Origin of the sequence: Methylobacterium sp. J-092, assembly GCF_022829325.1 — a bacterium.
Taxonomy (GTDB): domain Bacteria; phylum Pseudomonadota; class Alphaproteobacteria; order Rhizobiales; family Beijerinckiaceae; genus Methylobacterium.
In genome coordinates this window covers 37,762-56,219 of sequence record NZ_JAKSXU010000200.1, presented here as the reverse complement: position 1 = coordinate 56,219, position 18,458 = coordinate 37,762, and the positions used below count along the sequence as shown (strand labels likewise).

The following is an 18,458-nucleotide window of genomic DNA, read 5'->3' as shown; positions in this document are numbered from 1 at the left end:
GATGCCGACCGTCCAGACCGTGCAGACCGTCCTGCCCTCGCTCACCCCGCTGCTGCCCGAGCTGATCCTCGGCATCGGCGTGATGGTGCTGATCCTCTACGGCGCCTTCCGCGGCGAGCGCTCCGTCGAGACCGTCAACGTCGGCGCCCTCGCGCTGCTCTTGGTGGCCCTCTTCGTGGTAATGTCGCAGCCGGCCGGTACCAAGGTGACCACGCTGTCCGGCAGCTTCATCCAGGACGGCTTCTCGAAGGTGATGAAGGCCCTGGTGCTGCTGGGCTCGGCCGCGACGATCCTGCTCTCGCGCGACTACTTCCAGCGCGAGCGCATCGACCGGTTCGAGTTCCCGATCCTGATCGTGCTGTGCACGATCGGCATGCTGATCATGGTCTCGGCCAACGACCTGATCGCGCTCTATCTCGGGCTCGAGCTACAGTCGCTCGCCGCCTACGTCATCGCCGCGTTCCACCGCGACGACCTGAAATCCACCGAGGCCGGCCTCAAGTACTTCGTCCTCGGCGCGCTCTCCTCGGGCATGCTGCTCTACGGCGCCTCGCTGGTCTACGGCTTCACCGGCACGGTGTCGTTCCCGGGCATCGTCTCGGCGCTGCACGAGGATGCCGGCTTCGGCATCGTGCTCGGCATCGTGTTCGTCGCGGCCGGCGTCTCGTTCAAGCTGGCGGCGGTGCCGTTCCACATGTGGACGCCCGACGTCTACGAGGGCTCGCCGACCCCGGTGACGGCGTTCTTCGCCTCCGCCCCGAAGATGGCGGCGATGGCGATGACGGTCCGCGTCTTCATCGGCGCCTTCCCCGACGTGACCGCGATCTGGCAGCAGATCATCGTGTTCATCGCCATCGCCTCGATGACGCTGGGCTCGTTCGCGGCGATCGGCCAGCGCAGCCTCAAGCGCCTGATGGCCTACTCGTCGATCGGCAACGTCGGCTACGCGCTGATCGGGCTGGCCGCCGGCACCGAGGAGGGCATCCGCGGCGTGGTGGTCTACATGATCATCTACCTCGCGATGACGCTCGGCGCCTTCGCGATCATCCTCTCGCTCCGCCGCCGGAACGAGATGTTCGAGACGATCGAGGACCTGTCGGGCCTGTCGCGCACCCATCCGTGGATCGCGTTCTGCCTCGCGATGATGATGTTCTCGCTGGCCGGCATCCCGCCGCTCGCGGGGTTCTTCGGCAAATTCTACGTCTTCGCCGCCGCGATCCAGGCCAACCTCGTGGCGCTGGCCGTCATCGGCGTGGTCACCAGCGTGGTCGGGGCGTACTACTACATCCGCGTGGTCAAGATCATGTATTTCGACGAGGCCAAGGCGCCCTACGAGGCGATGGCGCCGGGCCTGCGCATCGTTCTCGCCCTGTCGAGCGTCGTCGTGATCCTGTTCTGGCTGCTGCCGGCACCGTTCGTCGGGGCGGCGGGCGCGGCAGCCAAGTCGCTGTTCTAGGCCTTGGACTTCCGTCTCGGCGAGGGTGCGCGGGCGGCCGGGCACCGCCTTCACGTCCACGACCGCCTCGGCTCGACCAACACCGAGGCGCTCGACCAGGCCCGCGCCGGCGCGACCGGGCCGCTCTGGATCGCGGCGCGTGCCCAGGAGGCCGGCCGCGGCCGGCGCGGCAACGTCTGGGCCTCGATCCCGGGGAACCTGACCGCGAGCGTGCTCTGGCCGGTGGCCGGTGTCGAGCCGGAGCGGGTCGCCGGCCTCGGCTTCGTCGCCGGCATCGCGCTGGTAGAGGCCCTGGACGCGGCCTGCGGCCCCGACTCGGCCGGGACGTTCGGCCTCAAATGGCCGAACGACGTACTCGCGGGCGGGGCCAAGCTCGCCGGCATCCTGCTCGAGGCGGAGACGCTGCGGGGCGGCCGGCGGGCGGTGGCGATCGGGTTCGGCGTCAATGTCGCAGACGTCCCGGAGGCGTTTTCGGCCTCCGCCACCTCTCTGGCGGGGCTCGGATACCCACTTGATGCCGGCATGGTGTTGGCGGATCTGACGAATAAGCTTGCCGTGGCGGCCCGTATCTGGGATCGCGGACGGGGATTTCCTGAGATTCGCGAGCGTTGGCTCGCACGGGCCTCCGGCCTCGGATCGCGCATCGCGGTCCGCAGCGGGACGGAGACCCTGGTCGGCGATTTCGAAGACATCGACGAGGGGGGGCGGCTCGTGATCCTCGCCCCCGATGGAACGCGGCGGACCGTGACGGCGGGCGAGGTGCATTTTGGGACGGCCGCGACGGCGGCATGAGATGGATTCTGGATTTATGACAACGGGACAGGACGAGCTTGTCTTCCTGCCGCTCGGCGGCGTGGGCGAGATCGGGATGAACGCGGCGCTCTACGGCTTCGGGCCGGAGAAGGGCCGCAAGTGGATCATGGTCGATTGCGGGATGGGGTTCGCGAGCGAGGAGGCGATGCCCGGCGTCGACCTCATGTTCCCGGACCTCTCCTACATCGAGGAGCGCAAGAAGGACCTTCTCGGGATCTTCATCACCCACGCGCACGAGGACCATATCGGCGCGATCAGCGAGCTGTGGCCGCGCCTCAAGGTGCCGGTCTACGCGACCCGCTTCGCCAAGAGCCTGCTCGAGACCCGGCGCCTGTCGGAGCCGGGCGCGCCGAAGGTCGACCTGCGCGAGATCAAGCCGGGCCGGCGCGTGACGCTCGGGCCGTTCGAGATCGACTACGTGCCGGTCTCGCACTCGATCCCGGAATCGAATGCGGTGGCGATCCGCACCTCGGCCGGCCTCGTGCTGCACACCGGCGACTGGAAGATCGACCCGACGCCGATCCTCGGCGACGTGACCTCGGCCGAGGCCTTCCGCGCCATGGGCGACGAGGGCATCCTGGCGCTGGTCTGCGATTCGACCAACGTCGTCCGCGAGGGCTTCTCGCCGAGCGAGGCCGAGGTCGCCTCGACCCTGGCCAAGCTGATCGCGGCCGCGCCCCAGCGCGTGGCGGTGACGACCTTCGCCTCGAACGTCGCCCGCATCCGCGCGGTGGCCGAAGCCGCCAAGGCCTGCGGGCGCGAGGTGGTCGCGGTCGGCCGCGCCATGGATCGGGTTATCGACGTCGCCCGCGAATGCGGTTTCCTCGACGGGCTGCAGGAGTTCCGCCGCGCCGATTCGTGGCGCGACCTGCCGCGCGACAAGGTCGTGGCGCTGCTCACCGGCTCGCAGGGCGAGCCCCGGGCGGCGCTCGCCCGCGTCTCCCGCAAGGACCATCCGGACATCGCGCTCGCCGCCGGCGACCAGGTGATCTTCTCCTCGCGCGCCATCCCCGGCAACGAGCGCGACGTCGGCGCGATCATCAACGACCTGATCGAGCAGGGTGTCGAGGTCATCACCGACCGGACCGAGCTGGTCCACGTCTCCGGCCACCCGCGCCGCGACGAGATGGCCGAGATGTACGCCTGGACCCGGCCGCAGACGGCGATCCCCGTCCACGGCGAGGCGCTTCACCTCGACGAGCACGCGCGCTTCGCCCGCGCCCACGGCGTCGACAACGTGGTCAAGGCCCGCAACGGCACCCTGATCCGCCTGAGCCCCGGCAAGCCGGAGATCATCGACCACGTGAAGTCGGGCCGCCTGTTCAAGGACGGCAACGTCCTGATCGACGGGAAGGACCGCGCGATCCCCGAGCGGCGCAAGCTCGCCCAGGCCGGCCTCGTCTCGGTGGCGATCGCCATCGACGAGAGCGGCGAGGTGTTGGGCGAGCCGGCGGTCGACATCATCGGCCTGCCCAACCGCGGCCGCGGCGGCGCGCCGCTGATCGACACCGTGGTCGATTCGGTGTCGCGTACCCTGTCGGGCATGTCGAAGGGCAAGCGCCGCGACTCGGAGGCCGTCGAGAAGGCGGTCGACCGCGCCGTGCGCTCGGCCGTCAACGAGGTCTGGGGCAAGAAGCCCGCCTGCCACGTGCAGGTGGTCGAAGTCTGATCTTTACCCTCCCCCCGTTGCGAGGGGAGGGCGCCTGCGAAAACGTCGCTCCGCGCATTCGACCCGCATTCGCAGCGGCGATCCGGCTCTCGAGTCTCGGCTCGGACCGGCGCGTATCCGCTCCAACCCCGTCATCCCGGGGCCGCGAAGTGGAGCCCGGGATCCAGAACCGCCGGCTGCGTCGTCACCGGCACGCCGCGGCGGCTCTGGGTTCCGGGCTCGCCGACGGAGCCCGTGAACGGCGGGTTCGGGTTGCCAGGGGGCTCCGGATCGTTAGGTCGATGGAGACCTCGAAATGGGGCGCAGCGTCCTCTCGCGGAAGACAGTTAGGGAGAAACCAATGATCGGCCGGCTCAACCACGTCGCCATCGCGGTGCGCGATCTCGACGCCGCCTGCAAGGTCTATCGCGAGACGCTGGGCGCGACGCTGACCGCGCCGCTGCCGCAGCCCGAGCACGGCGTCACCGTCGTGTTCGTCGAATTGCCCAACAGCAAGATCGAGCTGATGGAGCCGCTCGGCGCGGACTCGCCGATCGCCAGCTTCGTCGAGCGCAACCCGGGCGGCGGCGTCCACCACGTCTGCTACGAGGTCGACGACATCATCGCCGCCCGCGACCGGCTCAAGGCCGAGGGCGCCCGCGTGCTCGGCACCGGCGAGCCCCGCATCGGCGCGCACGGCAAGCCGGTGCTGTTCCTGCACCCGAAGGACTTCCTCGGGACGCTGACCGAGCTGGAGCAGGTCTGATCCGGGTGAACGCGCTCCTGAAGGCCGTGGCGCGCACGACGCCGCGGACGCTCGGCGTCGTGCTGGTTCTGGTGGCCGCCTTCGTCGCGGTGGCGGTTCTGCAGTTCCGTCTCACGGTGTTCGGCGCGAGCGCGCTGTACTTCGTGGTGTGGTGGACGCTGCTGTTCGCGATCCTGCCGATCCGCAACCAGGCCGAGACCGACCCGGCCCGCGTGGTGCCGGGCCAGGATCCGGGCGCGCCGGCCGCGCCGCGGCTCCGCGAGAAGGCGATCTGGACGACGCTCGCCGCCGGCGCGGCCTTCCTGGTCGCGCTCGCCGCGTTTCCCCTGACGGGCCTCTAGGCGCCTTCCGCTCCCGGATGTCGCGTTGACAGCCCGTCGACGCCTGGCGAAAGCTTCGCCGTGGCGCGGCGCTCGACCGCCCGTCATCCCAGGACGACGGAGGATCGCATGCTGGCGCCGGGCGCAACGCCGGAGGGCGAGGCCGCCGCCGGTGCGGCGGCACGGCGGCTCCTGCCGATCGTCCTGGCGCTGTTCTTCACCTGGGGGCTCGCCACCGTTCTCGTCGACATCGTCACCCCGAAGCTCAAGAGCCTGTTCGCGCTGAGCTACGCCGAGGCGACGCTGACGCAGTTCGCGTTCTTCATCGCCTACGCGGTGGTCTCCCTGCCGGCCGGTCTCCTCGTCTCCCGCATCGGCTACATGCGCGGGCTGGTGCTCGGGCTCCTGGTGATGACGGCCGGCTGCGTGCTGTTCGCGCCCGCCGCGCGGGCCGGCGTGTTCCCGCTGTTCCTCCTCGCCCTGTTCGTGATGGCGTCCGGCATCGCGGTGCTGCAGGTCGCGGCGAACCCGCTGGTCGCGCGGCTCGGTGCGCCCGAGCGGGCGTCGAGCCGGCTGACGCTGGCGCAGACCTTCAACGCGCTCGGCACCACCGTCGGCCCGGCGGTCGGCGCCTGGGCGATCCTCGGCCGCGACGCTCCGGCGCCGGCCGATGCGGCGACAGCCTCGCCCGCCATGCTCGCCGCCGCGCGGCAGGCCGAGGCGGCGGTGCTGCAGGGGCCGTTCCTCGCCATCGCGGCCGGCCTCTTCGCGCTGGCGATCCTGTTCTGGTCGCTTCGCGGCAGCGTCCGGGAGACGCCGACGGCGGCGGTCGCGGGCTTCGGCCTCGATCTGCTCGCCCGGCCGCGCCTCGCCCTCGGCGCCCTGGCCTTGTTCCTCTACGTCGGGGCGGAAGTCTCGATCGGCACGCTGATGGTCAGCTACCTCGAGGAGCCGCGCGTCCTCGGGGCGGATCCGGCCACCGCCGGCCATCTGCTCAGCGTCTACTGGGGCGGCGCGCTGGCCGGGCGCATCGTCGGCAGCCTCGCGCTGCGCCATGTCCGGGCCGGCGCGGCGCTCGCGGCCTGCGCCGTCGCGGCCGGCCTCCTCGTCACGGTGTCGGCCTTGTCCCACGGGTCGGTCGCCGCCTGGACCCTGCTCGCGGTCGGCCTCGCCAACGCGATCCTGTTCCCGACGATCTTCGCGATGGCGATCGAGGGCCTGGGCGATCGCACGGCGCAGGGGTCGGGGATCGTCTGCGTGGCGATCGTCGGCGGAGCGATCGTGCCGGTGATCACCGGAACCCTCGCCGACCATGCCGGGCTCGGGACCGCCCTCGGGGTGCCGGTGCTGTGCTACCTCTGCGTGGCGGGCTACGGGCTGGCCAACCTGCGCACCGCTCGAGACGTGCCGGCCACCGGGCCGCTGCCGGCCTGAGCGTTCACGGGCGTACGAAACAAAAAAGCAAGGCCCGAGGCCTTGCTTTTCAAGCAGTCAATCTGGTTCGACCTTTGGTTGTCCTACGCATTGACTGCGTGGCGGTCGATTTTCCTCCCGAGACCCGGACCTTTGCGTTCCCTCTGAGGGGCTACGCAACCATCGCGGGCTGCTTATAGGAACAACATTTCGTCCTGTCACCGGGTCGAAGGAACAAATCTGCGTTTTTTCGCCGAGAAATTGCAGGGAACCGTCTCCGGGGCCGTCGGCGGGCGGCGAAGCGACGAAACCGGGCTCCGGCCGGCCCCGAAGACCCAAGCCGCTTGTGTTTTCCGGTTGCAATGTGTTGTGTGCCCCCGGCAACGGGATCGGCGTCCGCGCGCGCCGCCAGACCCGAACCGACCGCCGGATCCGTCAAAGAAGCCTCATGCGTCTGTCCCGCTACTTCCTGCCGACCTTGCGCGAGACGCCCAAGGAAGCCGAGATCGTCTCGCACCGGTTGATGCTGCGCGCCGGCCTCGTGCGCCAGGAATCGGCCGGCATCTACGCGTGGCTGCCGCTCGGCCTGCGGGTGCTGAACAAGGTCTGCGACGTGATCCGCACCGAGCAGGACCGGGCCGGGGCGGTCGAGCTGCTGCTGCCGACGATCCAGTCCGCCGAGCCGTGGCGGGAATCGGGCCGCTACGACGCCTACGGCAAGGAGATGCTGCGCATCAAGGACCGGCACGACCGCGAGATGCTGTACGGCCCCACCGCCGAGGAGGTCGTGACCGGGATCTTCCGGGCGAGCGTGCGCTCCTACAAGGACCTGCCGAAGAACCTCTACCAGATCTCCTGGAAGTTCCGCGACGAGGTGCGCCCGCGCTTCGGCACGATGCGCTCGCGCGAGTTCCTGATGAAGGACGCCTATTCCTTCGACTTCGACCAGGCCGGCGCCCGCCACGCCTACAACCGGATGTTCGTGGCCTACCTGCGCACCTTCGCGGGCCTCGGCCTCAAGGCGATCCCGATGCGGGCCGATACCGGGCCGATCGGCGGCGACCTCAGCCACGAGTTCATCATCCTCGCCCAGACCGGCGAGAGCGAGGTGTTCTGCGACCGCGCCTATCTCGACTTCGAGATCCCGCCCGCGACCGTGGATTTCGAGGACGTCGCCGGCCTGCAGGGCCTCGTCGACGCCTGGACCTCGCACTACGCCGCCACCGACGAGATGCACGAGGCCGACGCCTTCGCCGAGGTGCCGGAGGAGAACCGCATGTCGGCCCGCGGCATCGAGGTCGGGCACATCTTCTACTTCGGCACGAAGTATTCCGAGCCGATGGGCGCCAAGGTCGCCGGCCCGGACGGGATCGAGCGCCCGGTCCACATGGGCTCCTACGGCATCGGCCCGAGCCGCCTGGTTGCCGCGATCATCGAGGCGTCGCACGACGAGGCCGGCATCATCTGGCCGGATGCGGTCGCGCCGTTCGACGTCGCGCTGATCAACCTGAAGACCGGCGACGCCGCGACCGACGCCGCCTGCGCCGAGATCCAGGGGACGCTCGAGGCCGCCGGCCTCAGCGTGCTCTACGACGATCGCGACGAGCGGCCGGGCGCGAAGTTCGCCACCGCGGACCTGATCGGCCTGCCCTGGCAGGTGGTGGTCGGTCCCAAGAGCCTGGCCGAGGGCAAGGTCGAGCTGAAGTGCCGCGCCGGCGGCGAGCGCGAGACCCTGGCGCCGGTGGACCTGATCACCCGCATCCGGCGTGCCTGAGGCTCCGATGGCGGTCGAAGCCGGCACCGAGGCGAGCACGCGGAAGCCGGCATGGCTGCGCGGGGCGACCGCGCCGTTCGCGGCCTTCGAGTGGATCATCGCCGGACGCTACCTGCGCGCGCGCCGCCGCGGCGGCGGCGTCTCGGTGGTGGCGTTCTTCTCGGTGCTCGGCATCGCGCTCGGCGTCGCGACGCTGATCATCGTGCTCTCGGTGATGAACGGCTTCCGGACCGAGCTGCTGTCGAAGATCGTCGGCATCAACGGCCACATCTTCGTCACCCCGATCGACCGGACCTTCACCGATTTCGCCGACCTGTCCGAGCGCCTGTCGAAGGTGGCGGGCGTGCGGGCCGCGATCCCGCTGGTCGAGGGCCAGGCCTTCGCCTCGTCGCCCTACGGCGGCAGCGGCGTGCTGGTCCGCGGCGTGCGCGGCGACGACCTTGGGGCGATCGGCGGCATCGCCAAGTCGCTCCGCGGCGGCACGCTGGAGGGCTTCGATGACGGCTCGGGGGTGCTGATCGGCCGCCGGCTCGCCGACAGCCTGGCGATCCAGGCCGGCGACACCATCACGCTCTCGACGCCGAAGGGCGCGACCACGGCCTTCGGCACCGCGCCGCGGACCAAGAGCTACACGGTCAAGGCGATCTTCGAGATCGGCATGACCGAGTTCGACTCGACCTTCGTGTTCATGCCGCTCGCGGAATCGCAGGCGTTCTTCAACCGCGAGGGCGACGTCAGCCTGATCGAGATCTACATCGACAACCCCGATGCGGTCGCCGCCATGCGCGAGCCGCTGGAGCTGGCGGCCGAGCGGCCGGTGCTGCTCACCGATTGGCGCCAGCGCAACCGAACCTTCTTCGGGGCGCTCGAGGTCGAGCGCAACGTGATGTTCCTGATCCTGAGCCTCATCGTCGTCGTGGCGACCTTGAACATCGTCTCCGGCCTGATCCTGCTGGTGCGCGACAAGTCGAGCGACATCGCCATCCTGCGCACCATGGGCGCGACCCCCGGCACGGTGATGCGCGTCTTCCTGATCAACGGCGCGCTGATCGGCCTCGTCGGCACCCTGTCGGGCCTCGGGCTCGGCATCCTGATCACGCTGAACATCAAGCCGATCCAGCGCGTGCTGTTTCCCGGCGCCTGGGACCCGACGGTGCGGTTCCTCGCCGAGATCCCGGCCGAGATGAACCCCACCGAGATCACCGTCGTGGTGCTGACCTCGTTCCTGCTCGCGCTCGCCGCGACGGTCTATCCCTCCTGGCGCGCGGCCCGGCTCGATCCGGTGCAGGCGCTGCGCTACGGCTGAGCGGCACTTCCATGAGCGGCACCTCCGAGAGCGCCGGCATCCCGCCGGTGCCGGCCCTGTTCTTTTCCCGCGTCGAGCGGCGCTATGCGCAGGGCGACCGGTCGCTCGACATCCTGCGCGGGGCCGACCTCGCGATCTGGCCGGGCGAGCTGGTCGCGCTGGTCGCGCCGTCGGGCGCCGGCAAGTCGACCCTGCTGCACCTCGCCGGTTTGCTGGAGCGGCCGGACGGCGGCGAGGTCTACGTCGGCGGCCAGCCGACCGCTGCGATGAAGGATGCCGAGCGCACGCGCTTCCGCCGCGAGGAGATGGGCTTCGTCTACCAGTTCCATCACCTGCTGCCGGAGTTCTCGGCGCTGGAGAACGTGGTGATGCCCCAGCTCATCCGCGGGCTCGGGCGCGGCGAGGCGAAGGCGCGCGCCACCGAGCTCTTGAGCTTCCTCGGCCTCAAGGACCGCCTCGTCCACCGGCCGGCGGAGCTGTCCGGCGGCGAGCAGCAGCGCGTCGCGATCGCGCGCGCCGTCGCCAACGGCCCGCGCCTGCTGCTCGCCGACGAGCCCACCGGCAACCTCGACCCCTCGACCGCGGGGCACGTCTTCTCGATCCTGCTCTCGCTGGTGCGCGCTTCCGGCCTCGCCGCCCTCATCGCCACCCACAACATGGAGCTCGCCGCCCGCATGGACCGCCGGGTCACGATCCGCGACGGGCTGATCCAGCAGCTGGACTGAGGGCGCACGGCGCGGTTCGGGATCCGCGCTTCATCCGTGCCGAATCGGAGCATTCGTCGCGAGATCCGCGCAGGCGTTGCAACCGAAACGAAGGGTCGCGGATTACCCGTTCGGACACGCACGAAGCGTCTCCGCTCCGGTGCCAACGCGCCGGCCAAGCTGCCCAGGCGAGACCCAGATCCATGTCGACGACGTCCGTTGCTCCCGTCCTCGCGCTCGTCGCGCTCCTCGGCTTCGCCGCCCCCACGACGGCGTCGGCGGCCCCCGCCACCGCGACCGTGACCAAGGTCGCCGAGGTGACGCCCCCCGTCCGTCCGGTCTCGGCCACCGAGGGCGAGGACGACGGCGGCACCTGCAGCCGGATCCGCCGTCGTCTCTGGGTCGAGGGCGAAGGCTGGATCGTCCGCCGTATCACCACTTGCCGTTGAGCGGGATCGACTTCGGCGCCGCGCGCAATTCTGTGGGCAACAGCGCTCGCCGCGCGGTTTAAGCAGTCTTCGCCCGTGGCTTGGGCGGGCCGACCGGAACGAGATCGGCGAGACCGGGGTTTGCCCCGCATGTCAGCGTCCCGACCGGAGTTGCGATCCATGACCCGTCACCATCCGTCCCGCTCGCGGATCGCCGCCCGGTTCGCGCTCGCCGCCGCCCTGTCGCTCGGCGTCGGGGCCGCGCACGCCGAGACCGTGCGCGTCGCACCCTACGGCTACGGCTCGGCCTATGGCGGTCCGGTCGGGTACGGCTTCGCCGACGAGGCGGTGCGCGGTGCGTATATCGGTGCGCCCTTCAGCAGCGTGCCCTCGCCGAACCGCATCGTCCCGGCCCCCTGGAGCTACGGCACCTACGGCATCCCGACGATCTCGGGCCTGCGCGAGACACCGGTGGGGGCGCCGAGCGTGACCGTGATCAACCCCGGCCTTCGCCCGGCCTCCCGCCGCGGGCAGGGGCCGCGCATCCTGTCGCGTGGACGCGATGGCGCCTGGACCTCGGGCGGGCAGGTCCAGTCCGGGAACGGCGTCTCGGTCGTCACGGTCTCCGTGCCGCGGCGCTGAGCGTCAGCGGTGTTCGGGCTCGGTGAGCGCCGCGTACCATGCGGCATAGGGCGTGTTGCGCGGATGGCGCCCGCCCTGGTCCGCGGCTCCATCCGTCCACCAGACCGGCCCGCGCTCGCCGAGGGCTTCCTTGGCGGCCTGCACGGCGCCGCGCGCCGACCGCAGCAGCGCCGGAGCCTGGGGATCGCCCTTCCGTTCGGCCCGCTTGGCCGCCCCGACGGCGCGGCGCGCATCCATCAGCGCGTCGACGTGGCGTTGCCGGGCCGCTTCCGGCAGGTGCGGGTCGGTGCAGCGCCAGAGCCGCTCCCCGACGACGAAGTAGCGCCCGTCCGGCGTGCGCGGGTACGGCGCCGCCTCCGCCCCCTCCGACCTTCCTGTCGCGGTCACGCTCGCCTCCCGCACCCGCAATCGGGGTTCCCGCTCGTCCTCGGCGCCGCGTCGGCGCCGACCGGCGTTCGTACGATTCCGTCGCCGATCATCCACGTGTGCGCGAGCCGAGACTGCATCTTAAGGTTTTTAAGGCCTGGTTGCATCAGAACCCGTTTCCATCGGTATCGCGCGCCATGCACATCGTCATCGTCGATTCGAGCCGCGTCGTCCTCAAGATCATCACCGGGCTGCTGGAACCGCGCGGGCACGTCGTGAGCGCCTTCACGGACTCGGCCGCCGCCCGCGATTTCCTGGAGGAGACCCCGAGCGTCCGGGTGCTGATCACCAGCCTCGAGGTCCGGCCGGTGACGGGACTGGAGCTGTGCTGGTCGGCCCGGCTCCTCGCCGAGGCGCGCCGCCCCCTCTACGTCGTCACGATGTCGTCGGCGCGCAACGCGCGGAACCTCGCCGAGGCCTTGGACAGCGGCGCTGACGACTTCATCGAGAAGCCGCCGAGCGCCGAGGAGCTGCATGCGCGCCTGCGCGCGGCCGAGCGCCTGACCACGATGCAGAACGAGCTGATCCGGCTCGCCGAGACCGACCCGCTCACCGGCCTGCTCAACCGCCGCGCCTTCTTCGCCCGGGTCGGCGCAGCGACCGAGCGCGCCGGCAACCACGGGGCGCTCTCGGCCGTGCTCGCCGACATCGACCATTTCAAGCGCATCAACGACGAGCACGGCCACGATGTCGGCGATGCCGCGATCAAGGCCGTGGCCGAGCTTCTGGGCGCCCAGGGGATCGTCGGGCGCCTCGGCGGCGAGGAGTTCGCGGTGGTGCTGCCCGGACTTTCCCTCGCGGAGGCCGAGGCCGTCGCCGGGCGCCTCCGCCTGCAGGTGAGGGACCTCCGCATCCGCGGATCGCGCGGCCCCGTGCGCATGACGTGCAGCTTCGGCGTCAGCACCTGGTGCGAGGGCGACAGCGTCACCGCGCTGACCAAGCGCGCCGACATCGCCCTCTACGAGGCCAAGACCTCCGGGCGCGACCGCGTCGTCTCGGCCGAGAACGACCTCATCCTCGCCCGCGCCGGCTGAAGCCCGGTCCGCTTCGCCGGCACGGGGACCCGCCGCCCTGCGTCGCTCGGTCGTCGCGGAGACGGAGGGACGTTAAGGTTGATCGCGCTGTGCCTGCGCGAGACACGCGTTAAGTATAAGCCTGGCGCCGTATCTGATTTCGACACAAGTCGACTGCGAAAGACCGCAGGATTCGTCTGGAACGAGTCTTGAAACACTTCTTCCGACCCCGGCCGAATTGTGCCATGCCGGGAAAGAAGGGTGCGCGGTATGAGTACGGCCGTAGACGTCCTGGTGTTCGACGAGCCCCAGGAGCTGAATCCCGCCTTCCGCGCGACGCTGGAGCACATGCCGGCGCTCCATACGATCGGCGAGGCCGACCTCGACCAGGTCGACCCGGCCAACACCGTCGCGCTGATCTTCCTGGACGAGACCCGGCTGCAAGTCGGGCTCAGCCACCTCGTGGACCTCAAGGCGCGCCTGCCGGCGCTGCGGACGCTGGTGGCGTTCCAGGCGCTGAACGCGGCCGACGTCGACGCGCTGCGGGAGGCCGGGGCGGACGCCTTCGTGGCCCGCTCCGCCACGCCGCGGGACCTCTGCAACGCCGTGCTGGCCCTGGCCGAGGGCGCCCCGCGGCTGATCGCCCGGAGCGAGGTCGAGGCGGGCACGGCCCCGTCCGCGGAGCCGGCCGACAGCCTCGGGCTGACGCCGCGCGAGGCCGAGGTCCTGCGCTTCCTCAGCGCCGGCTTCAGCAACAAGGAGGTCGCGCGCCGCCTGATGCTGTCGGTCCGCACGGTGGAGACCCACCGCCTCAACCTGCGCCGCAAGACCCAGACCGGACGGTTGAAAGATCTGGTCTCGCTCGCCCGTCAGCTCGGCCTCGCGCCGGTGCTCGACACCGAGCAGGGCCGTCGCGGGGCCGAATCGGCGCGGGCCAGCACGGGCGAGGGTCCGGCGCGCCATTGAGCGCGCCGCGACCCGGGCGGGCGCGCGTTCAGGCGCGCGCGGCCTCCGCGCCCTTGGCGGCCTTCGCCGCGGGCTTGCGCGGCGTGTTCGCCTTCGCCGCCTTGCCGGCCCGAGCCGTCCGGCGCGCGGCCTTCGCCGTGCCGGTCGAGGGCGCGTCTCCGGCGAGCCGGGTCTGCAGCAGGCTCAGCACCGCCGCCTCCTCCGGGCGCAGGCGGCCGAGATCCTCGACCAGCTCGCTCTCGACCGCGTCCTTCACCTGGAGCAGCAGGGCGCCTTCGAGGTAGCAGTCGATGATCTGCGGGTGGATGTAGCACTTGCGGCAGATGGTCGGCGTGTTGCCGAGCCGGGCCGACACGTTCTCGATCGCCGCGCGGACGTTCTTCTTGGCGCCGGCCTCGCCGTCGAAGGTCTCGAACTCGCGAAGCGCCAGCGCCGCCAGCACCGTGCCGGCCCAGGTGCGGAAGTCCTTCGCCGTGATGTCCTGCCCCGAGATCTCGCGCAGGTACGCGTTGACGTCCGACGAGGTCACGTCGCGCTGCTCGCCGGCCTCGTCGATGTACTGGAACAGCTCCTGGCCCGGCAGGTCCTGGCAGGCCTTGACGATCCTGGCCACGCGCCGGTCCTTCACCGACAGGTTCCAGGTCTTGCCGCTCTTGCCCTTGAAGCGGAAGGTCATCGCCGCGCCCTCGACCGTCACGTGCGGGTCGCGCAGCGTCGTCAGGCCGTAGCTCTTGTTGGCCTTGGCGTAGTCGTCGTTGCCGACGCGGATCAGCGTCGTCTCGAGGAGGTGCACCACGGTGGCGAGCACCTTCTCGCGCGACAGGCCCCTGCGCCGCATGTCCGCGTCGATCCGCGTGCGGATGCCCGGCAGCGCGTCGGCGAAGGCCATGATGTGGCTGAACTTCGTCGAGTCCCGCGCCGCGCGGAAATCGGGATGGTAGCGGTACTGCTTGCGCCCCTTGGCATCGCGCCCGGTGGCCTGGATGTGGCCGTTCTTGCGCGGGCAGATCCACACGTCGGTGTAGGCCGGCGGGATCGCCAGGGACTTGATCCGCTGGACCTGCGCCTTGTCGCGGACGGGCGCGCCCTTGGCGTCGACGAAGCGGAAGCCCTTGGCGGTCTTCTTCCGGGTCAGGCCCGGCATCGTGTCGTCGACGTAGGCGAGCCCGGCCTCGGCGGCCGCGTCGCGCGGGTCGACGACGGTGCCGGCGGTCTCGTCGGAGGACACGAGATCCGATGCCATGAGCGCTGCTCCTCGCTTGCGAAAGCCTGCCCTCAACCGGTCGCCGCGCGGCCGTGTTCCGGCGCCTGCGTATCCGCCGTACATGGATGCGCGCCCGTGTTAGAGGCTCGTGCGATGGACGCCGCCCCTTCCGCCCCCGCCGCGCCGATGCGGCGCCTCGCCTTCGTCGTCACCGAGGACTGGTTCTTCGCCTCGCATTTCCTGCCGATGGCGCGGGCGGCGGTGGCGATGGGCCTGTCGGTCGCCGTGGTGACGCGGGTGCGCGACCACCGCGCGGTGGTCGAGGCGACGGGCGCCCGGGTGATCGCTTTGGAGGCGGAGCGCTCCAGCCTCAACCCGATGGCCGCCGGCTACGCCGCGGGGCAGCTCGCCGCGATCCTGAAGGCCTGGAAGCCCGACATCGTCCACTGCATCGCGCTGCGCGGGATCCTGGTCGGCGGCACGGCGGCGGCGATGGCCGGCATCCCGGCGCGCGTCTACGCACTCACCGGCCTCGGGCTGATCGGCGCGCGCGCCGACGCGGCCGGACGCCTCTCGCGGACCGCCCTGCGCCACCTGATCCGCGGGCCGCTGGCCTCGAAGCGCACCCGCTTCCTGTTCGAGAACCCGGACGACGCCGCCGCCCTCGGCCTCGACCCGGCCGACACCGCGGTGACGATCGTCGGCGGCGCCGGCGTCGACCCGGACGCGTTCGTGCCGCGGCCGCTGCCGCCGCATCCGCCGCTCCGGGTCGCGATCGTGGCGCGGATGCTGTGGTCGAAGGGGATCGACGTCGCCGTCGAGGCGGTGCGGCTCGCCCGCGCGCAGGGCGCTGCGGTCGAGCTTGCGCTGCACGGCGCGCCCGATCCCTCGAACCGCCGGGCGATCCCCGAGGCGACGCTGCGCGACTGGTCCCGCGACGGGGTCGCCTGGCTCGGGCCGACGCGGGACGCGGCCGCGGCCTTCGCCGGCGCCCATGTCGGCTGCCTGCCCTCCCGCGGCGGCGAGGGCCTGCCGCGCACCCTGCTGGAGGCCGCCGCCTGCGGCCGGGCGCTGCTCACCACCGACGTGCCGGGCTGCCGCGCCCTGGTGCGCGACGGCATCGAGGGCCTCGTCGTCCCCCCCGGCGACGCGCCGGCGCTGGCCGCCGCCCTGGTCCGGCTCGCGGGCGATCCGGATCGCGTGGCCGCCCTCGGCGCGGCGGCCCGCAGGCGCATCGTCGAGGACGGGTTCTCGGAGCACGCGGTGGTGCAGGCCGTGTGCGGCCTCTATCGCGAGCTGCTCGGGCCATGATCACGCCGGAGAACGCCGCCGCCTTCATCCGCGCGAACACCCGCCTGCTGCCGGTGGCGCATGCGCCGGAGATCGTGCTCCACGTCGCCGACGAGGCGACGGAGCTGTGGCAGAAGACCGAGGACGAGCTCGCCGAGATCGGCCTGCCGCCGCCGTTCTGGGCCTTCGCCTGGGCCGGCGGGCAAGCCCTCGCCCGCTACCTCCTCGACAACCCGGAAATCGCCGCCGGCCGGCGCGTGCTCGACTTCGCCTCCGGCTCCGGCCTCGTGGCGATCGCGGCGGCGCGATCCGGCGCCGCCTCGGTGCTCGCCAGCGACCTCGATGCCTTCGCGATCGCGGCGATCCCGCTGAACGCCGCCGCCAACGGCGTCTCCGGGCGCATCGCCACCTCCTCCGCCGACCTGATCGGCACGGTGCCCGACGTCGACCTCGTGCTCGCCGCCGACATCTTCTACGAGCGCGACCTCGCCGGCGCGGTCGGCGACTGGCTCAAGCGCCTGCACGCGGCCGGCACCACGGTGCTCATCGGCGATCCCGGCCGCAGCTACCTGCCGCGCGCCCGCCTCGAGGCGATCGTCAGCTACGCCGTGCCGGTGACGCGGGCGCTGGAGGATGCCGAGATCAAGCAGAGCCACGTCTGGCGCTTCGTCGCGTGATCGCGCCGCCGAAGGCCGCCGGTGATGGCCGGCGATGCGGATTTCTATCGAAGATAGTATTCGCCTGACCATCCAGTGGTTGTATACGCCGCAACGTCATCGATCGTTTTTCGCGGCCGCAGCATTCGTTCGCGGCGGTATGTATTGCGCGGCTTGGGATCGAACGAATTGTAGGTTGATTAATGTCCGTCGGGCAAAGTTCGCTCCAGGCCACCTGAGGTTTCGGTGGGACATGGACCGGACGATGAACGATCCCAACGCTACGATCACGCTGCCCGCCGGCAGCGCGATCTTCGAGGAAGGCGAGCCCGGAACCGTGGCCTACCTGATCGTCGCCGGACGGGCCGCGATCTTCCTGCGCCGCGACGGCATCGAGCAACCGCTCGCCGAGCGCGGCCCCGGCGAGATCTTCGGCGAGATGGCGATCCTCGATTCGGGCCCGCGCCCCACCTCGGCGCGGGCGATCGAGGACTGCGTCCTCGTCCCGATCTCCGAGGCGCAGATCGAGAATCGCCTCCTGCAGGCGGACCCGATCCTGCGCCTGTGCCTCGGCGTGGTCATGGCCCGCTATCGCGACGCGATCGCGCTGCTGAAGCCGCATGCCCCGGCCGTGACGGCGCGCCCCGTCGCCGTCGAGCCCTCGCCGGCGCTCAAGGCGGATTTCCAGGCCGCGATCTCCGTGGTGATGATGGAGCGCGCCCTGCGCCGGGCGCTCGACCGCAACGAGTTCGAGCTGTTCCTCCAGCCGATCGTGCGGCTCGGCACCGAAACGCTGGCCGGCTTCGAGGCGCTGATCCGCTGGCGCCACCCCGAGCAGGGCCTGGTGCCGCCGATGACGTTCATCCCCGTGGCCGAATCGAGCGGGCTGATCGTCGAGATCACCGAATGGGTCGTCTCCGAGGTCGGCCGGATCATGCCGGAGATCATGATGGCGGCCCTGCAGAACCCGGGCGCCGCCGACGGGCCGCTGTTCCTCTCGATCAACGTCACCGGTTACGACCTCGCCCGCGCGAGCTTCCCGGCGATGGTCGCCGAGATGCTGCGCTCCACCGGCATCGCCCCCGCGACGCTGAAGCTGGAGATCACCGAGAGCACGGTGATGCGCGATCCCGCAGGCGCCACCGAGGCCCTCAGCGTGTGCCGCGAGGCGGGCATGGGCATCGCCATCGACGATTTCGGCACCGGCTACTCGTCGCTGAGCTACCTGTCGAAGCTGCCGATCACGACCCTGAAGGTAGACCGCGCCTTCGTCCGGGCGATGCTGACCACCCCGTGCAACCGCAAGATCATCCAGACCATCCTCGTGCTCGCCGACGAGCTCGGCATCCCCGTGGTGGCCGAGGGCATCGAGGCGCCGGCCGAGGCGGCGGCGCTCGCCGAGATGGGCTGCGCCTACGGCCAGGGGTACCTTTATGGCTGCCCGGTGCCGCTGGCCGACACCCTCGCCCTGATCCGGAGCTGGAAGGCCGCCGGCGGCGACGCGCCGCAGATCGCCGCGGCGTGACCGGCCGCGGATGGGCCGAGCTGTCCTGCACGCCCGGCCGATCTCATCGCGACGACCGGCTTCGACCGCGCCGCGCCGGTCGCGGCCGGTGCCGCCCCGTGCGGGGAT

At 71.2% G+C, this 18,458-nt stretch carries 18 protein-coding genes; 16 read left to right on the top strand and 2 right to left on the bottom strand.

Annotated elements, in window-relative coordinates; all coding sequences use genetic code 11:
* Position 1 precedes the first annotated feature (1 nt).
* The 11 genes from nuoN to MKK60_RS24265 all read left to right on the top strand — a co-directional run bounded on the left by nuoN (position 2) and on the right by MKK60_RS24265 (position 11,270).
* A complete protein-coding gene (gene nuoN, locus MKK60_RS24315; RefSeq protein ID WP_243988873.1) occupies positions 2-1,456 on the top strand; it encodes an NADH-quinone oxidoreductase subunit NuoN in 1,455 nt (484 codons plus the stop codon).
* Between the two features lie 3 nt (positions 1,457-1,459).
* Positions 1,460-2,248, top strand: a complete 789-nt coding sequence (locus tag MKK60_RS24310) for a biotin--[acetyl-CoA-carboxylase] ligase (protein WP_243988872.1) — start codon at positions 1,460-1,462, stop codon at positions 2,246-2,248.
* A gap of 16 nt (positions 2,249-2,264) precedes the next feature.
* Positions 2,265-3,938 carry a ribonuclease J gene (locus MKK60_RS24305; RefSeq protein ID WP_147726101.1) on the top strand — a complete coding sequence of 558 codons (1,674 nt, stop codon included), beginning with the start codon at positions 2,265-2,267 and terminating at the stop codon, positions 3,936-3,938.
* A gap of 340 nt (positions 3,939-4,278) precedes the next feature.
* The gene (gene mce, locus MKK60_RS24300; RefSeq protein WP_243988871.1) at positions 4,279-4,683 is read left to right on the top strand and encodes a methylmalonyl-CoA epimerase; all 405 of its coding nucleotides are present in this window, start codon (positions 4,279-4,281) and stop codon (positions 4,681-4,683) included.
* Entirely contained in the window at positions 4,680-5,024 is a 345-nt protein-coding gene (locus MKK60_RS24295) for a DUF1467 family protein (protein WP_147842749.1), read from the top strand. Before mce ends, MKK60_RS24295 begins: the two co-directional genes overlap by 4 nt.
* A gap of 108 nt (positions 5,025-5,132) precedes the next feature.
* On the top strand, positions 5,133-6,437 hold the full coding sequence (locus MKK60_RS24290; RefSeq protein WP_243988870.1) for a sugar MFS transporter: 1,305 nt from the start codon (positions 5,133-5,135) through the stop codon (positions 6,435-6,437).
* 427 nt (positions 6,438-6,864) lie between these two features.
* The gene (proS, locus tag MKK60_RS24285; RefSeq protein WP_243988869.1) at positions 6,865-8,190 is read left to right on the top strand and encodes a proline--tRNA ligase; all 1,326 of its coding nucleotides are present in this window, start codon (positions 6,865-6,867) and stop codon (positions 8,188-8,190) included.
* A gap of 7 nt (positions 8,191-8,197) precedes the next feature.
* The gene (locus MKK60_RS24280) at positions 8,198-9,496 is read left to right on the top strand and encodes a lipoprotein-releasing ABC transporter permease subunit (protein ID WP_147727873.1); all 1,299 of its coding nucleotides are present in this window, start codon (positions 8,198-8,200) and stop codon (positions 9,494-9,496) included.
* Between the two features lie 11 nt (positions 9,497-9,507).
* Positions 9,508-10,221: an ABC transporter ATP-binding protein gene (locus tag MKK60_RS24275; RefSeq protein ID WP_147727874.1), complete on the top strand. Its 714-nt coding sequence runs from the start codon at positions 9,508-9,510 to the stop codon at positions 10,219-10,221.
* A gap of 182 nt (positions 10,222-10,403) precedes the next feature.
* Positions 10,404-10,649 (top strand): hypothetical protein, encoded by a 246-nt coding sequence (locus tag MKK60_RS24270; RefSeq protein WP_147727875.1) that lies wholly within the window; start codon positions 10,404-10,406, stop codon positions 10,647-10,649.
* A 159-nt stretch (positions 10,650-10,808) separates the two neighbouring features.
* Complete coding sequence (locus MKK60_RS24265; protein WP_243988868.1) at positions 10,809-11,270, top strand: hypothetical protein; 462 nt, start codon at positions 10,809-10,811, stop codon at positions 11,268-11,270.
* 3 nt (positions 11,271-11,273) lie between these two features.
* Here MKK60_RS24265 and MKK60_RS24260 read toward each other — a convergent pair whose 3' ends face one another.
* A complete protein-coding gene (locus tag MKK60_RS24260) occupies positions 11,274-11,657 on the bottom strand; it encodes a hypothetical protein (RefSeq protein WP_243988867.1) in 384 nt (127 codons plus the stop codon).
* 176 nt (positions 11,658-11,833) lie between these two features.
* Here MKK60_RS24260 and MKK60_RS24255 point away from each other — a divergent pair, with 176 nt between their 5' ends.
* Together MKK60_RS24255 and MKK60_RS24250 are read left to right on the top strand one after the other, a co-directional pair.
* On the top strand, positions 11,834-12,730 hold the full coding sequence (locus MKK60_RS24255) for a GGDEF domain-containing protein (RefSeq protein WP_243988866.1): 897 nt from the start codon (positions 11,834-11,836) through the stop codon (positions 12,728-12,730).
* 249 nt (positions 12,731-12,979) lie between these two features.
* Positions 12,980-13,675, top strand: coding sequence for a response regulator transcription factor (locus MKK60_RS24250; RefSeq protein WP_147727879.1), 696 nt, complete (start codon positions 12,980-12,982; stop codon positions 13,673-13,675).
* A gap of 28 nt (positions 13,676-13,703) precedes the next feature.
* On the opposite strand, the gene MKK60_RS24245 is transcribed toward MKK60_RS24250, so the two are convergent.
* Positions 13,704-14,918: a DNA topoisomerase IB gene (locus tag MKK60_RS24245; RefSeq protein ID WP_243934111.1), complete on the bottom strand. Its 1,215-nt coding sequence runs from the start codon at positions 14,916-14,918 to the stop codon at positions 13,704-13,706.
* 114 nt (positions 14,919-15,032) lie between these two features.
* On the opposite strand from MKK60_RS24245, the gene MKK60_RS24240 reads away from it, so the two are divergent.
* From MKK60_RS24240 to MKK60_RS24230, 3 genes are all read left to right on the top strand, one after another.
* Positions 15,033-16,190: a glycosyltransferase gene (locus tag MKK60_RS24240; RefSeq protein ID WP_243988865.1), complete on the top strand. Its 1,158-nt coding sequence runs from the start codon at positions 15,033-15,035 to the stop codon at positions 16,188-16,190.
* Complete coding sequence (locus tag MKK60_RS24235) at positions 16,187-16,846, top strand: class I SAM-dependent methyltransferase (protein WP_243988864.1); 660 nt, start codon at positions 16,187-16,189, stop codon at positions 16,844-16,846. Before MKK60_RS24240 ends, MKK60_RS24235 begins: the two co-directional genes overlap by 4 nt.
* Before the next feature lie 244 nt (positions 16,847-17,090).
* Positions 17,091-18,350 (top strand): EAL domain-containing protein, encoded by a 1,260-nt coding sequence (locus MKK60_RS24230; RefSeq protein ID WP_243934109.1) that lies wholly within the window; start codon positions 17,091-17,093, stop codon positions 18,348-18,350.
* Positions 18,351-18,458: the final 108 nt, after the last annotated feature.

Bases quoted from the DNA above. Each gene is read 5' to 3' on its own strand.
- nuoN (WP_243988873.1), top strand. From the start codon at position 2: ATGCCGACCGTCCAGACCGTGCAGACCGTCCTGCCCTCGCTCACCCCG.
- MKK60_RS24305 (WP_147726101.1), top strand. From the start codon at position 2,265: ATGACAACGGGACAGGACGAGCTTGTCTTCCTGCCGCTCGGCGGCGTG.
- mce (WP_243988871.1), top strand. From the start codon at position 4,279: ATGATCGGCCGGCTCAACCACGTCGCCATCGCGGTGCGCGATCTCGAC.
- MKK60_RS24290 (WP_243988870.1), top strand. From the start codon at position 5,133: ATGCTGGCGCCGGGCGCAACGCCGGAGGGCGAGGCCGCCGCCGGTGCG.
- proS (WP_243988869.1), top strand. From the start codon at position 6,865: ATGCGTCTGTCCCGCTACTTCCTGCCGACCTTGCGCGAGACGCCCAAG.
- MKK60_RS24280 (WP_147727873.1), top strand. From the start codon at position 8,198: ATGGCGGTCGAAGCCGGCACCGAGGCGAGCACGCGGAAGCCGGCATGG.
- MKK60_RS24275 (WP_147727874.1), top strand. From the start codon at position 9,508: ATGAGCGGCACCTCCGAGAGCGCCGGCATCCCGCCGGTGCCGGCCCTG.
- MKK60_RS24270 (WP_147727875.1), top strand. From the start codon at position 10,404: ATGTCGACGACGTCCGTTGCTCCCGTCCTCGCGCTCGTCGCGCTCCTC.
- MKK60_RS24265 (WP_243988868.1), top strand. From the start codon at position 10,809: ATGACCCGTCACCATCCGTCCCGCTCGCGGATCGCCGCCCGGTTCGCG.
- MKK60_RS24255 (WP_243988866.1), top strand. From the start codon at position 11,834: ATGCACATCGTCATCGTCGATTCGAGCCGCGTCGTCCTCAAGATCATC.
- MKK60_RS24250 (WP_147727879.1), top strand. From the start codon at position 12,980: ATGAGTACGGCCGTAGACGTCCTGGTGTTCGACGAGCCCCAGGAGCTG.
- MKK60_RS24245 (WP_243934111.1), bottom strand. From the start codon at position 14,918: ATGGCATCGGATCTCGTGTCCTCCGACGAGACCGCCGGCACCGTCGTC.
- MKK60_RS24240 (WP_243988865.1), top strand. From the start codon at position 15,033: ATGGACGCCGCCCCTTCCGCCCCCGCCGCGCCGATGCGGCGCCTCGCC.
- MKK60_RS24235 (WP_243988864.1), top strand. From the start codon at position 16,187: ATGATCACGCCGGAGAACGCCGCCGCCTTCATCCGCGCGAACACCCGC.
- MKK60_RS24230 (WP_243934109.1), top strand. From the start codon at position 17,091: ATGAACGATCCCAACGCTACGATCACGCTGCCCGCCGGCAGCGCGATC.